This window comes from Haloarcula sp. MBLA0138 (assembly GCF_055632455.1).
In genome coordinates, this window is record NZ_CM145746.1 from 2,457,685 (window position 1) to 2,470,121 (window position 12,437).

General features: G+C 68.7%; 14 protein-coding genes and 2 tRNA genes. 8 read left to right on the top strand and 8 right to left on the bottom strand.

The features are described from left to right. The first annotated feature begins 104 nt into the window (after nucleotides 1–104). Nucleotides 105–1,739, top strand: a complete 1,635-nt coding sequence (locus tag ACV7JO_RS13115) for a potassium channel family protein (protein ID WP_470353855.1) — start codon at nucleotides 105–107, stop codon at nucleotides 1,737–1,739. A gap of 109 nt (nucleotides 1,740–1,848) precedes the next feature. Here the strand turns inward: ACV7JO_RS13115 and citZ are convergent, their stop codons facing one another. Next, nucleotides 1,849–2,994: a citrate synthase gene (citZ, locus tag ACV7JO_RS13120; RefSeq protein WP_470353856.1), complete on the bottom strand. Its 1,146-nt coding sequence runs from the start codon at nucleotides 2,992–2,994 to the stop codon at nucleotides 1,849–1,851. A gap of 233 nt (nucleotides 2,995–3,227) precedes the next feature. Here citZ and ACV7JO_RS13125 point away from each other — a divergent pair, with 233 nt between their 5' ends. After that, on the top strand, nucleotides 3,228–4,451 hold the full coding sequence (locus tag ACV7JO_RS13125; protein ID WP_470353857.1) for a potassium channel family protein: 1,224 nt from the start codon (nucleotides 3,228–3,230) through the stop codon (nucleotides 4,449–4,451). 274 nt (nucleotides 4,452–4,725) lie between these two features. Here ACV7JO_RS13125 and ACV7JO_RS13130 read toward each other — a convergent pair whose 3' ends face one another. Continuing rightward, entirely contained in the window at nucleotides 4,726–5,007 is a 282-nt protein-coding gene (locus tag ACV7JO_RS13130) for a DUF7536 family protein (RefSeq protein ID WP_470353858.1), read from the bottom strand. 91 nt (nucleotides 5,008–5,098) lie between these two features. Between ACV7JO_RS13130 and ACV7JO_RS13135 the strand changes: the two genes are divergently transcribed. Then, nucleotides 5,099–6,055 carry a succinylglutamate desuccinylase/aspartoacylase family protein gene (locus tag ACV7JO_RS13135; RefSeq protein ID WP_470353859.1) on the top strand — a complete coding sequence of 319 codons (957 nt, stop codon included), beginning with the start codon at nucleotides 5,099–5,101 and terminating at the stop codon, nucleotides 6,053–6,055. Between the two features lie 309 nt (nucleotides 6,056–6,364). Continuing rightward, nucleotides 6,365–6,811: an acyl-CoA thioesterase gene (locus tag ACV7JO_RS13140; RefSeq protein ID WP_470353860.1), complete on the top strand. Its 447-nt coding sequence runs from the start codon at nucleotides 6,365–6,367 to the stop codon at nucleotides 6,809–6,811. 389 nt (nucleotides 6,812–7,200) lie between these two features. On the opposite strand, the gene ACV7JO_RS13145 is transcribed toward ACV7JO_RS13140, so the two are convergent. The 5 genes from ACV7JO_RS13145 to ACV7JO_RS13165 all read right to left on the bottom strand — a co-directional run bounded on the left by ACV7JO_RS13145 (nucleotide 7,201) and on the right by ACV7JO_RS13165 (nucleotide 9,198). Continuing rightward, entirely contained in the window at nucleotides 7,201–7,404 is a 204-nt protein-coding gene (locus ACV7JO_RS13145; RefSeq protein WP_470353861.1) for a hypothetical protein, read from the bottom strand. 86 nt (nucleotides 7,405–7,490) lie between these two features. Next, the gene (locus tag ACV7JO_RS13150) at nucleotides 7,491–7,775 is read right to left on the bottom strand and encodes a type II toxin-antitoxin system RelE family toxin (RefSeq protein WP_470353862.1); all 285 of its coding nucleotides are present in this window, start codon (nucleotides 7,773–7,775) and stop codon (nucleotides 7,491–7,493) included. Further along, nucleotides 7,768–8,049 (bottom strand): ribbon-helix-helix domain-containing protein, encoded by a 282-nt coding sequence (locus ACV7JO_RS13155; RefSeq protein WP_008307424.1) that lies wholly within the window; start codon nucleotides 8,047–8,049, stop codon nucleotides 7,768–7,770. The genes ACV7JO_RS13150 and ACV7JO_RS13155 overlap by 8 nt, the downstream gene beginning before the upstream one ends. A gap of 356 nt (nucleotides 8,050–8,405) precedes the next feature. Further along, nucleotides 8,406–8,477 (bottom strand) — tRNA-Thr (locus ACV7JO_RS13160). A gap of 67 nt (nucleotides 8,478–8,544) precedes the next feature. Beyond that, nucleotides 8,545–9,198: a DUF7114 family protein gene (locus ACV7JO_RS13165; RefSeq protein WP_470353863.1), complete on the bottom strand. Its 654-nt coding sequence runs from the start codon at nucleotides 9,196–9,198 to the stop codon at nucleotides 8,545–8,547. Nucleotides 9,199–9,259: 61 nt separating this feature from the next. Here ACV7JO_RS13165 and ACV7JO_RS13170 point away from each other — a divergent pair, with 61 nt between their 5' ends. From ACV7JO_RS13170 to ACV7JO_RS13180, 3 genes are all read left to right on the top strand, one after another. Next, entirely contained in the window at nucleotides 9,260–9,937 is a 678-nt protein-coding gene (locus tag ACV7JO_RS13170) for an enoyl-CoA hydratase/isomerase family protein (protein WP_470353864.1), read from the top strand. 70 nt (nucleotides 9,938–10,007) lie between these two features. Next, nucleotides 10,008–10,334, top strand: a complete 327-nt coding sequence (locus ACV7JO_RS13175) for a DUF8000 family membrane protein (RefSeq protein ID WP_470353865.1) — start codon at nucleotides 10,008–10,010, stop codon at nucleotides 10,332–10,334. Between the two features lie 99 nt (nucleotides 10,335–10,433). Further along, entirely contained in the window at nucleotides 10,434–11,147 is a 714-nt protein-coding gene (locus ACV7JO_RS13180; protein ID WP_470353866.1) for a DUF3105 domain-containing protein, read from the top strand. Between the two features lie 55 nt (nucleotides 11,148–11,202). On the opposite strand, the gene ACV7JO_RS13185 is transcribed toward ACV7JO_RS13180, so the two are convergent. Further along, nucleotides 11,203–12,036 (bottom strand): NAD+ synthase, encoded by an 834-nt coding sequence (locus ACV7JO_RS13185; RefSeq protein ID WP_470353867.1) that lies wholly within the window; start codon nucleotides 12,034–12,036, stop codon nucleotides 11,203–11,205. Nucleotides 12,037–12,217: 181 nt separating this feature from the next. On the opposite strand from ACV7JO_RS13185, the gene ACV7JO_RS13190 reads away from it, so the two are divergent. Further along, nucleotides 12,218–12,288 (top strand) — tRNA-Gly (locus ACV7JO_RS13190). Nucleotides 12,289–12,437 lie beyond the last annotated feature (149 nt).

A 12,437-nucleotide genomic window follows, 5' to 3' on the forward strand; every position in this document is an offset into this window, starting at 1 on the left:
GATAAGCATTCACATGACTCCACCGTCGGTTTCGAGTCCAACGCCGCCGACCCTCTCGGACGCGTGGGGAACTGTTTTGTCCGCCCTCGGCAACGTACGACGCGATGGACACGTGGCAGCGGCGGACACTCCTGTACGTCGTCGGGCTGGTCGGTATCGTCTTCGCCTACGCCGTCGGCTACGACTACGGGATGAGCGCCTTCGAGAACCGGCCCCGGGAGTTCCTCCACGCGCTACAGGTCGTCGTCGAGACGTTCACCACCACCGGGTTCGGGTCGGACGCGCCGTGGACCAGCGACCCGATGCGGGCGTTCGTCATCGTCATGGACGTGACCGGCGTCGTCCTCATCTTTCTGGCCCTGCCGGTCCTCCTGTTCCCGCTGTTCGAGGAGGCCATGGAGACCTCGGCCCCGACCGCGCTCGAAGACGGCGTCGACGACCACGTCGTCATCTGCTCGTTCTCTCCACGGGGCGAGACGCTGGTCACCGAACTCGACGCGTGGGACGTGGACTACGTCATCGTCGAATCCGACCGCGACCGCGCGACCGAACTCTACGAGGAGGGGTATCGCGTCATCAACGCCGACCCCCAGTCCGTCGACGGACTCGAGCGCGCCCGCCTCGACAGCGCGCGAGCGGTCGTCGCCGACGCCACCGACCAAGTCAACACCAGCATCATCCTCACCGCCCGAGAGGTCGACGAGGCGGTCCGGACGGTCAGCGTCGTCGAGGAGCCAGACCGCGCCCGCTACCACGACCTCGCCGGCGCGGACGCGGTCCTCTCGCCCCGGCAGTTGCTCGGCGAGAGCCTCGCCGGGAAGGTGACCACCGGCGTCTCGACGACGCTCGGTGACTCCATCGAACTCGGGGAGGACTTCGACATCGCCGAACTGCCGGTCCACCGGGGCAGCGACCTCGTCGGTTCGACGCTGGCGGAGTCGGGCATCCGCGAGGAGACCGGCGTCAACGTCGTCGGCGCGTGGTTCCGGGGGCGCTTCGAGAGCCCGCCCTCGCCCGACGCCGAACTCGACGGCTCGACAGTCCTGCTGGTCTCGGGCACGGAGAGCCAACTCGAACGGCTCAAGGCGATGACGCTGTCGAGCGTCCGCGGCTTCGAGCAGGGCGAGACAATCATCGTCGGCTACGGCGAGGTCGGGCGGACAATCTGTGGCGAACTGGCCTCGGCCGGCATCCCCTACACCGTGTTGGACTTGGAGGACCGCCAGCGCGTCGACGTGGTCGGCGACGCCACGGAGCCCGAGGACCTGACCGCCGCCGGTGTCGCCGACGCACAGACGGTCATTCTCGCGCTCTCCGAGGACACCGACACCGAGTTCGCTACACTGGTCGTCCGCGACCTGAACCCCGACGTGGAGATAATCGCCCGCGCCGAGCAGACGGAAAACGTCACGAAGATGTACCGCGCCGGGGCCGACTACGTCCTCGCGCTATCGACGGTCAGCGGCCGCATGCTCGCCTCGGCCATCCTCGAAGACGAGGACGTCATCTCCATGGACCAGCAGGTCGAGGTGGTCCGCAGCGCGGCCGACGGGCTGGCCGGGTCGACGCTGGCCGAGGCCGACATCCGTGCCCGGACGGGCTGTACGGTCGTCGCCATCGAACGCGACGGGACGGTACTCACAGACCTCGGCCCCGACGCGCGAATCGAGCGGGGCGACGAACTCGTCGTCGCCGGGACCGACGCCGGCGTCACGCGGTTCCGGGAGCTGTACGGCTAGTCGCCGTCCACGCCGGCATCGGGTGTCATCCACGCCGGCGTCGACCACCGCCGTCCGCGGCGCTGTCACGTGTCGGTACCACTGCGAAAAGAGCCGTGACGGGGCGGGTCTACCGCTCGTCGAGCGCGACGAACTCGGTCTCGTCGGGGTCGGGGCCGACGTAGCGGGCCCGCGGCCGGATGAGGCGGTTGTCCTCGATGTACTCCAGCACGTGCGCCACCCAGCCGCCGACGCGGGACATGGCGAAGATGGGGGTGTAGATGTCGATGGGGATGCCCATCTGGTAGTACGTCGAGGCCGAGTAGAAGTCGACGTTGGGGGCCAGCCCCTTCTCGTCGCCGAGGTACTCCTCGATGGTCGTCGACATCTCGTACCACTTGAGCGAGCCGGCGGCCTCGCCCAGTTCCTTCGAGCGCTCGCCGAGTATCTTGGCCCGCGGGTCCTTGACGTTGTAGACGCGGTGGCCGAACCCGGAAACGCGCCGCCCCTCGTCCAGCGCGGTCTGGACCCACGCCAGCGGGTCCTGCTCGGCGTCGTCGACCTCCTTGAGCATCGCCATCACGTCCTGATTCGCGCCGCCGTGGAGCGGCCCCTTCAGGGTGCCGATGGCCGAGGTGACGGCGCTGTGAACGTCCGACAGCGTCGACGCGGTCACCATCGCCGAGAACGTCGAAGCGTTGATGCCGTGGTCGGCGTGGAGGACGAGCGCTTGGTCGAACACGTCGGCCAGCACGTCGTCTGGCTCCTCGCCGTTGAGCATGTACAGGAAGTTCGCGGCGTGACCGAGGTCCTCGCGGGGGGCCACGGGGTCGTCACCCTGTCGGATGCGTGTGAACGCGGCCACGATTGTCGGCATCTTGGCGGTGATGCGACGCCCCTTCGCCAGATTGACCGACTCGTCGGTCGGCTCGGCGTCGGCGGGCGACGGGTCGTGAGCCGACAGCATCGACACTGCGGTCCGAAGCGCGGCCATCGGGTTGTCGTCGGCTTCGGCCAGCCGGCGGACGGTGGCGAGGACGTCCTCGTCTATCTCGCGTTCGGCGGCCATCGCCGACTCGAACTCGGCGAGTTCGCCAGCGTCCGGGAGGTGGCCGTTCCAGAGCAGGTACAGCACCTCTTCGTAGCTAGCGCCGTTTGCGAGGTCCTCGATGGTGTAGCCCCGATAGACGAGCTTGCCCACGTCGCCGTCTATCATGCTGAGAGCGGACTCCCCGACGAGAACGCCCTCCAGCCCTTTCTTGAGGTCGTCGGACATACGGGAGAGATTCCCGACCTGCCCGGAAAAGCATTGTCTTTCCGGTCGCCCGTGCAACGCGCACGCCCCGCAGTTTGTGTTCGCCCGTCCACGATTCACTCGTAAAAGCAAAAACATTCGAACGATGGGGCGACATACTTCCCTATCGTCCGCCGCGTGGTGAGCGGTACCGAACGCCAGCGGCCGCGGCGGGCGAGGGAACGCTTTTGCACGGTCGCCGCGAACCGCCGGCCATGGAGGGAAGCGGGACCGTCGAGTACGAGCCGGTCAGCGTCAAGGCGGTACTGGCCGAGATGAAAGACACCGCGGAACTGCTCATCGACCTCTCGTACTCGGCGGTCCTGTTGGGCAGCGACGACGTGGCCAGCGAGGTGCTGGAACTGGAGGCGAAGATGGACGTCCTCCAGTTGCGCGCCCGGATGAGCCTGCTGATGGCCTGTCGCTCGCCCGACGACGCCGAGACACTGGCCCCCGTGCTGGGGATGGTCGGAGCCGCCGAGAAGATAAGCGACGCCGCCGGCGACATCGCCAAGGTCGTCCTCGAGGACATCGGCCTGCCCGACACGATGCGGGCGGCCCTGCCCGAAGCCGTCGAGACGCTGGTGCGGGCCACCGTCGCCGAGGGGTCGCCGCTCACCGACGGGACGCTGGGCGACCTGAACCTCGAAACCGAGACCGGCGTCCGCGCGCTCGCGATTCGCCGCCGTGGCGACTGGCTGCTCAACCCCGACCGGGAGACGCGGCTGGCGGCCGGCGACGTGGTCCTCTTCCGGGGTCCCGAGGACGGCGTCGCCGAGGTGTACCGCGACGCCACCGGCGCGGCGTACGACCCGCCCGCCCCCGTCGAGGGCGGGGTCGGCGACCTCGAACGCGCCGTCGACTCCATCGTCGTGATGAAAGACATGGGGGAACTCGCCGTCGACCTCGCCTACGGGGCCGTGCTGTTCGACAGCGAGGCGGTCGCCGAGGAGGTGGTCGAACTCGAAGCCGAGGTCGACGCGCTCCAGTCGCGCTTCGAGGCGTGGACGCTCCGGGCGGCCGCGGACGTCGACGACCCCGTCTCGCTTCGCGGACTGGTCCATCTCGCGCGCTCGACGGAGGTCATCTCTGACGCCGCCCTCGAAATCAGCGAGGGCGTGTTGCGCGGCCTCTCGACGCACCCGGTCGTCGCCGAGGCCGTCCGGGAGTCCGACGAGGTCATCGTGCGGGCGACGGTCGCGGCCGACAGCGACCTCGCCGAGACGACCATCGGCGCGGCCGCGGTCAAGACCGCAACCGGGATGCGCATCATCGCCATCCGCCGCGGGTCGGGCGAGAGCGACCGGACCGGGCGCGAGGGCGGCGACTGGGTGGTCTCGCCCGGCCCCGAGACGCCGCTACGGACCGGGGACGTACTCATCGCCAAGGGGACCCGCACCGGCGGCGAACGGCTCGTCGACCTCGCCGGCGAACAGTAGTTGTGAACACCGTTTCTGTATTCGTTCAGTCTCTGAAACGGCTGCGCAGTGCGTCTGCGAATTGACCACCAGCATCCGCGCGAGCGGAGCGAGTGCGGTTCACCGACGGCGAGGCGGAGGCCGAGCCGTCGGCCTTTTTCACCCACGTTTTTGCCGGGAGGGTTCCCACAGCGAGCGGAGCGAGCGAGGAAACCCGACCGGGAAAAAGGTGGTCTGTATTGATCAGACAGATGCTAAGGCCCTGTGAATAGAATCGCCGTATTCACAACAACTGCTAACGCCGAGCCAGTCGGACCGCGGAGACGACCGTCAGCAGCGCCGTCAACAGCCCGCCGAGCGTCACGACGAGGACGAACGAGAGCGCCGCGTACAGCGGGGCCGGCCGCGCCGTCCCGGGCAGGACGAAGACGGCGACGACAGCGGCGGTCAGCAGGACCGCCGCGGTGAACCCGACTTTCGCGTTCCGTGGGACGTTCAGCGCCCGCACCATCGCCGCGCGGCCGCTCGGGCGGTCGGTCGCCGGCGTCTCGTCCCCTACAGAGTCGCTTCCGGACACGGCCGTCGGTAGGGCCGGCGGCGGCAAGACACCGTCGGTTCCGTCGTCGGAATCCGAACCAGTAAAGGCCCGCAAGCCGAACGGTGGGGCAATGGTTACCCTCGGTACGGCGAGTGCCGCCCCCGGCGAGGTCGACACCGGGCGGCTGGAAGTAGGCGAGACGCGCGACGGCAGTCCCGTCGGCCTCCCGGTCGCGGTGATAAACGGCGCTTCCGACGGCCGGACGCTGTACGTGCAGGCCGCGAGCGACGGCGACGAACTCAACGGCGTCGGCGTCGTCAGCCGGGTGGTCCCGCAACTGGACCCCGCGGAGCTCTCCGGGACGGTGCTGGTCTGTGGCATCGTCAACTACCACGCCTTTCAGGTCGCCCAACACCGCAATCCGGTCGACGACACGAAGATGAACCGGGCCTACCCCGGCGACGACACGGGCACGTCGAGCGAGCGCATCGCCGCCGCCACGTTCGACGCGGCCGTCAGCGCCGACCTCGTGCTCGACCTGCATCAGGGGTCGACCTCGCGGATGATAGACGAGGTCCGGGTCCGGTGTGGCACCCGCCACCGGCTCCACGACGAGTGTCTGGAACTGGCGAAGGTGTTCGGCTGCGGGCACATCCTCGACCAGAAGGGGCCGGACGGCCAACTCGCCCGGGCCGCTCCGGACGAGGGCGTCCCGACGGTCGACCCGGAACTGGGCGGCTGTGTCGGCTGGGACGAGTCCTCCATCCAGAACGGCGTCGACGGCGTGTTCAACGTCCTGCGGTACTACGGCTTCCTCGACGGGAGCCACAGCCCGCGGCCGCAGACTCGGGCGACGGGTTTCGAGCAGTACGGCACCTCCGTCGGCGGCCTCGTCGACTTCGAGGTCGCGCTAGGCGAGCGGGTCTCGCGCGGGCAGACGCTGTTTACCGTCACCGACGTCTTCGGCCGGGTGAAATCGGAGGTGACCGCCGACTCGCCGGGGCTGTTCTGGCGCGCCCGCCGCCTCCCGCAGGTCGCCACCGGCGAGTACGTCTGCTCGGTCGGCACCGACCTCGACACCTACTGACCGCCGTCTCGGAGGTACGCCGGCCACTCGGGCCGGGTCGTCGCGTCGTCCGTCTCGTCACTCTCGTCGTCGAAGGACACACCGTGAAGCGCACTGGTGCGGTTCATACGCGAACGGAAGCGCTCGGCACCGATGAGACGTGTCGGTCAGTTCTGCGGGGTTTAAAGGCTGTGACGGCCGGCGGCGACGGTGTGTAGTTTGGCCGTACCCGCTATCGAGAGGACGTCCAACAACCGGAAAACCGGTTTCGAAACACTGCGGTACCGGCCCGCCCGCACCGTTAACACCGGTGGGTGCGAACGCGGTGCCGTGCCCACCGTCACCGACACCCACATCGTCAACCGCGAGCGGGTCCAGCCGACCCACGCCAACAACTACGAGAGCGCCCACGGCGGCATCGTCATGAAGTGGATGGACGAGGTCGGCGCGATGTCGGCGATGCGGGCCGCCCGCGCGCCCTGCGTGACCGCCCAGATGTCCCGCGTCGACTTCGAGCGCCCCATCCCCATCGGCGACACTGCCCTCGTCGAGTCCTACGCCTACGCCACCGGCCGGACGAGCGTCCGCGTCCGCATCTCGGTCAGCCGCGAGGACCCCCGGTCGGGCGCGACGGAGGCGACGACCAGCGCCTACGCCGTCTTCGTCGCCATCGACGAGGGTGACCCGACGCCGGTCCCGGACCTGACGGCGGCGAGCGAGGAGAGCGAGCGACTACGCCAGCAGGCCCTCAACGCCGAACCCGAACGGGAGGGGTGAGCAGCGGCTGTCCGGTCGGTTCGGGGAGCGGCTGGGTCGCGCTCGTCGCCGACGCTCCGCGGTCGAGCCGTCGCAGAAAGAGCCTAGGCCGGAATTTGAATCCGGGGTCTCGTCCTTACCAAGGACGCGCTTTACCGAGGAGGCCTTCGGCCCTGAAAGCAGATACCTTTGCCGCAAACGCCCGCTTTGCGTGCTTCTTATCTCTCTATTAGCAACGCTACTTATAAAGAACTGGGTATTCGGCCCCGTATGCCGTCTGTGGACACCGGAAAACGACAACCGTGTTCGGGTGAGTGTTGCCGTACCCGTCACATCAGGATTGTGTGGGGTTCGAGTCATTCAGCTGAATGGCTCATTTCATCGAGCCGGGCAAAACGTGACGAGAGAACTCAGTCCTGTCGTTGGACGATATACAAGTGAACGAGCAATCCGAGGATGCCCAAGAACCCTAAGACGACACCACGGAGTTGCGGATTAGAGAACTCCCGCTTCTCCGAATCGGAATACACGTAGTACCCGACAGTCGGCCAAAATACGAGCAGGTACAGGCCGACGCGAATCAGCAGACCGTTGTACGCGGTCGAGAGACTCATCTCGTCCTCACCTCATCGACACGGGGAACCATATCGAGAATGTCAGTCAGGAGTTGAGAAATGTCTGCCGGCGTATATCCAACTATTTAGTCGTCGTCAGCGGTATACGCGCCGCCCCGACGCTTGATACGCGCGACGACGAGCCGCCCGTCGTCCTGCCGGAAGGTCACGGAGAGCCGAAACTCCCCGATGCGTATCTTCTTGTACGGGCTATTCTGGAGCGGCTCACCGTACTCGGATGGGTCGCGCCACGGCGAGGAGACGATTTCATCGAGCTTGTCGAGTATCCGGTCTTGGTCGGCGGGGGAGAGTCCGTCGAGGTCGTTTTCAGCCGTCAAGGAGAGTTCCCACGTCCACCCGTCGTCACTCATCGCTCGTGCCGAACCGCTCGCGGGCCTCCTCGGCGCTCGTCGTCCGTCCCTCGCGGATGTCCTCCTCGGCTTCGAGCAGGGCGACGAGTTCGTCGCGGTCGAACGTCGGGAACTCGACGGCGTCTCGAAGCGTGTACCGAATGAACTCGCTTCGGCTGTTGAACCCGCGTCCCTGCCACGTATCGTCTATCTGTTCGAGGAACGACTCGGTGAGTTTGAAATTCACCGTGGCGATGTCGTCCCCGCCGTCGTCATTCGTAGCTGCTTCAGACATATAGATGTAATATGCTAGTCTTACCAATAGTCGTTTCGGCGGAGGCTCACTCACCGCGTAACCGACGTGGATAGCCGCATCGAGGGGGCGTTCTATCACATTCCTGACTACGGTTCATCGTCCGTCCTGTGAGTGTGGATTGGCGAAATCCGGGGTCGCTTGAGGGGACGCATCCCCCGGTCGGTTTCGGGTCAACCCCGCCGCTGTCTGTGAGTTAGTCTGTGCGTCCTGATAGTTTAGCGAATCGCATTACGGCGAGGGAGGTCCTGTTTAGCGAGAGACGCGAATCGTGAATAGGTTTCGTTCAGACGAGTGTAGTCAGAAAAGTATGGTTACAAGGCGTGTACGGCAGAAAGAGCCTAGGCCGGAATTTGAATCCGGGGTCTCGTCCTTACCAAGGACGCGCTTTACCGCTAAGCTACCCAGGCACGCAGTACACCCTTGCCGGGATTTGTCTTTAGGCGTTTCGATTCCACGGCGGCGTGGCGGTCCGTGTCAGTGGTCGGCGGCGGCCTCGCTCTCGCCGGCGGGGCGGTCGGCGGCCGCTCGGGTCGCCAGCGCCTCGCCGACCTCCTCACGGAGTACGTCGGCGTTGGCGGGGAGGCCCTCGGCGGCCAGTTCGGCAGCGAACTCCCGCAGGGCCGGGGTCGGTCGACCGCCGGCGGCGGCGACGCCGGCGACCGCGGCGAGTTCACAGACGTCGCGTTCGAGCGCGGCAGGGAGGTCGTCGCCGGTCGTCCGGGCGACGGTCCGGTCGTGGCCGAACGAGCGGACGACGGCGACGGCGGCGTCGGCGGCCTCGGTCCGGGCAAGCAGGTAGAACCCGCGGGAGACGAGGATGTCGGCGATGAGGATGTCGAGGTCGGCGGTCTCGCGGTCGCCGCCGGTCGCCCACGGGTCCTCGCTGGTCAGCGAGCGAGTCAGCGCGAGGCCCTCGTAGATGAGTTGGACGCCGGCGGCCTGGTCGGCGACGCCGTCGCCGCGGTCGGCGGTGGGTTCGCGGACGGCGCTCGCACTCGCCAGCGTCAACACCCCGGGAGCCAGCGCTGCGTCGTCGAGGCGTGTGACGATACGGTCGCGGAGACGGGCAGGCTCGACGTCGTCGACCGCCGCCACCGCGGCTCGGCGGACTGCCGCCACTTCCTCCATTACCGCCACCTAGCGGCGGGAAGGGCAAAGACCTTTGGAAACGGCGGGGGAGGAGCGGAGCATGGTTTACACGACGGCGACGGGAGCGGTCCGGGAGGTCGTCTTCGACGCCCCCGAGCGGCGCAACGCGCTCACCCGCGGAGCCCTCCGAGACCTCGAAACAGCGGTGGCGGAGGCGACCGAACCCGTCCTCCTCCTGCGGGGCGAGGGCGCGGCGTTCTGTGCCGGCGCGGACCTCGACACCGTCCGGGGGCTGGACGCCGACGCCGCTCGGGCGTTCGCGGCGCTGGGCCAGCGGGTCGCGGGCACGCTCGCCGAGTACGACGGCGCGGTCGTCGCGGGCGTCGACGGGGCGGCCCGCGGCGGCGGCGTCGAACTGGCGCTGGCCTGTGACCTCCGGGTGGCGACGCCGTCGGCGACCTTCGCGGAGACGGGCGTCCGCCTCGGCCTGTTCGGCGCGTGGGGCGGGACCGTCCGCCTCCCGGCCGTCGTCGGCGAGGGCGCGGCGCTGGACCTCGCGCTGTCGGGCCGGACCGTCGACGCCGAGACGGCCCTGCGGATGGGGCTCGTCTCGCGGGTCGTCGACGACCCGCTCGCGGTGGCCGAGGAACTCGCCGCCGTCGACCACGCTGCCCTCCGGCGGGTGAAGGCGCTGGTCCGCGCGGACGTGGACCGGCAGGCCGCCGAAGAGCGCGAGCGCGAGGCCTTCGCCGCGCTCGTCGCCGACGCGGGGCCGTAGCGGCCCGGTTCCCCGCGCCGGACCGGTCGCTTGCAAACCGTTATTCCCCCGCGGGTCGAGGCTCCGGGAGATGGGACGGCGTCTCGAACTGTCGGGCGACCGGCTGCGTCTGGCCCTCTACGCGCTCCAACTGGTCGCGTTCGTCGCCGTCCTGCTCGTCGTGGCGCTGCCCGTCGGCGGTTCCGGCAGTGTCGCGCTGACGGGCCTGTTCGCGGCGCTGGTCGCGGCGACGGCGGTCGGCCTGTGGCGGCGGCGGACCGACGGCGACGGCGGGGTGCGTCCCGGAACGGCCGCGGACATCACGCACGACCCGTTCGCGGACCCGGGACAGGCGGCCAGAGACCGGTGGGAGAAGTCGGTTCGGCGGCTCCGGGACGGAGACGACGAGCGGGACTGAGCGCTGGCGGCCGTCGCCCTCGGCCGCCGGCGGGGTAGCGCCACCCGCGGTGCCCGGCAGTCGGGACGTTCAAGCCGGGGCGTCCCCTACGCGGCGTCGATGGTCGACTGCGACTACTGCGGCGCGTCGTTCGAGGGCGAGGCGGACTACCTCGACCACCTCGCCGACGCACACGAGGGGGAACTGGGCGCTATCGACGAGCGGCGGGTCGCCAACCGGACGAGCGACGACGGGGACGGACTCCCCCTGTCGCGGGTCGTGCTGGCGCTGGTAGTGGTCGGCGGCGGCGGGCTCGTCGCCGTCACCGTCCTCGGGTCGGGCGGCGGCGTCAGTCCGGACGGCATCGAGGCCGCGTCGCTGAACGCGACCGGCGACGCCGACCGCCTCGCCGGCGTGGAGTCGTTCCCGAGTCAGGGGACCCGACACGTCGCGGAAGGAACCGACATCGGCTACGAGCGCGTCCCGCCGCTGTCGGGCACCCACTACGCGTCGACGGTCGACCCCGGTTTCTACGACGCCGAGCAGCCGCTGGGGTCGCTGGTCCACACGCTCGAACACGGTGCGGTCGTGGTGTACTACGACCCCGCCGGCGTCTCGGACGCCGCGGAGACGAGCCTCCGGGAGTTCGGCGCGGTCCACACCGGGACGTGGCAGCCCTTCGTCGCCGTCCCCAACCCTAACGACGACCCCGAAGCGACCTACGTCGTGACCGCGTGGCGACACCGGCTGTATATGGACGACTACGACGCCCGGACCGTCCACGCGTTCGCCTCGCAGTTCCTCGGTCGCGGACCGGAGAATCCGGTTCGCTGAATCCGGTTCGCTGACCTCGCCCGCACGCGAACGGGGCGAGCCATCGCCGGCCCGCTCAGTACAACGGGTCCGGACCGGGGGGCATGTTGCGCTTGTGCTCGCTGGCCGCGTGCATCTCCCGGACCCGCTCGACGACTGCCTCGCTGACGCCGATGTGGTCGGCCGTCGCCGCCGCGGGGACGCCGCCGTCGATGTGGAGCGCGAGTACGGAGTCGAGCGTGTCGTAGTCGAGCCCCATCTCGTCGGCGTCCGTCTGGCCCGACCACATCTCGGCGCTGGCGGTCTTCTCGGCGAGGTCGTCGGGGACGCCGACGTGGGTGGCCAGCTGGCGGACCTGCTGTTTGTACAGCGGCGCGATGGGGTGGCAGTCGACCGCGCCGTCGCCGTACTTCGTGTAGTAGCCGATCTGTGCCTCGCTGCGGTTGCCGGTCCCCAAGACGAGCGCGTCCTCGTGGTTGGCGACCAGATAGTTCAGCACGGCCCGACAGCGCACCCGGAGGTTGCCGACGGCGAGTTGGTCGCCCGCGGCGTCGGGGTAGGCGTCGAGGACGGCGTCGACGATAGGGTTGATGGCGACCACGTCGTAGTCGATGCCCAGCAGTTCGTCGGCGACGCGCTCGGCGTCGCTCATGTTGGCCTCGCGGTTGACCTCGCTGGGCATCACCAGCCCGTGGACGGCGTCCCGACCCAGCGCCTCGACGGCGAGGTGAGAGGTGAGCGTGCTGTCGATGCCGCCCGAGAGGCCGATGACCGCCCGGTCGACGCCCGCGGCGTCGAGTTGGTCGGCGATGAACGCGGTGATGTGCTGCCGATACGCTTCGAGTTCCGCCTCGGAGAACCGGAGGTCGAGCGGGTCGGCCGCCCGAACGACGGAGTTCGCGTCTGCCATACGGAGTGGTCGGACGGCCGAAACTAATACTCACCCATCCCCGCGAGATTTCCGGACAGGCGTCCACTCGCGCCTGCCGTCGAAACGCTACGTTCAAGTGCGCCGGTCGTGGACCGTAGGAGTGAACGCGCCGGTGTCGAGCAGTTCCGGAGAACTGCGATGCGCGGCGCGAACGAAGTGAGCGCCGGTGGTCCAGTGGTAGGACATTGGCTTCCCAAGCCAATAGCCCGGGTTCAATTCCCGGCCGGCGCATCCTGCGACGAACCCGAAGAGCGGGTGCGCTGTCGAGGGAATCGAACCCTATCAGTCGCAGCCCGGGAAGCGAGCGGAGCGAGCGACCCGGAACGCCTGAGTCCGGTTCAATTCCCGGCCGGCGCATCCCGCGACGAGCGAGTGGCGCG

What these genes read in the sequence shown, in the direction of transcription:
- ACV7JO_RS13145 (WP_470353861.1), bottom strand. Translation starts at nt 7,404, where the DNA reads ATGAGTCTCTCGACCGCGTACAACGGTCTGCTGATTCGCGTCGGCCTG.
- ACV7JO_RS13125 (WP_470353857.1), top strand. Translation starts at nt 3,228, where the DNA reads ATGGAGGGAAGCGGGACCGTCGAGTACGAGCCGGTCAGCGTCAAGGCG.
- ACV7JO_RS13170 (WP_470353864.1), top strand. Translation starts at nt 9,260, where the DNA reads ATGGTTTACACGACGGCGACGGGAGCGGTCCGGGAGGTCGTCTTCGAC.
- ACV7JO_RS13165 (WP_470353863.1), bottom strand. Translation starts at nt 9,198, where the DNA reads ATGGAGGAAGTGGCGGCAGTCCGCCGAGCCGCGGTGGCGGCGGTCGAC.
- citZ (WP_470353856.1), bottom strand. Translation starts at nt 2,994, where the DNA reads ATGTCCGACGACCTCAAGAAAGGGCTGGAGGGCGTTCTCGTCGGGGAG.
- ACV7JO_RS13175 (WP_470353865.1), top strand. Translation starts at nt 10,008, where the DNA reads ATGGGACGGCGTCTCGAACTGTCGGGCGACCGGCTGCGTCTGGCCCTC.
- ACV7JO_RS13185 (WP_470353867.1), bottom strand. Translation starts at nt 12,036, where the DNA reads ATGGCAGACGCGAACTCCGTCGTTCGGGCGGCCGACCCGCTCGACCTC.
- ACV7JO_RS13115 (WP_470353855.1), top strand. Translation starts at nt 105, where the DNA reads ATGGACACGTGGCAGCGGCGGACACTCCTGTACGTCGTCGGGCTGGTC.
- ACV7JO_RS13155 (WP_008307424.1), bottom strand. Translation starts at nt 8,049, where the DNA reads ATGTCTGAAGCAGCTACGAATGACGACGGCGGGGACGACATCGCCACG.
- ACV7JO_RS13180 (WP_470353866.1), top strand. Translation starts at nt 10,434, where the DNA reads ATGGTCGACTGCGACTACTGCGGCGCGTCGTTCGAGGGCGAGGCGGAC.
- ACV7JO_RS13135 (WP_470353859.1), top strand. Translation starts at nt 5,099, where the DNA reads ATGGTTACCCTCGGTACGGCGAGTGCCGCCCCCGGCGAGGTCGACACC.
- ACV7JO_RS13150 (WP_470353862.1), bottom strand. Translation starts at nt 7,775, where the DNA reads ATGAGTGACGACGGGTGGACGTGGGAACTCTCCTTGACGGCTGAAAAC.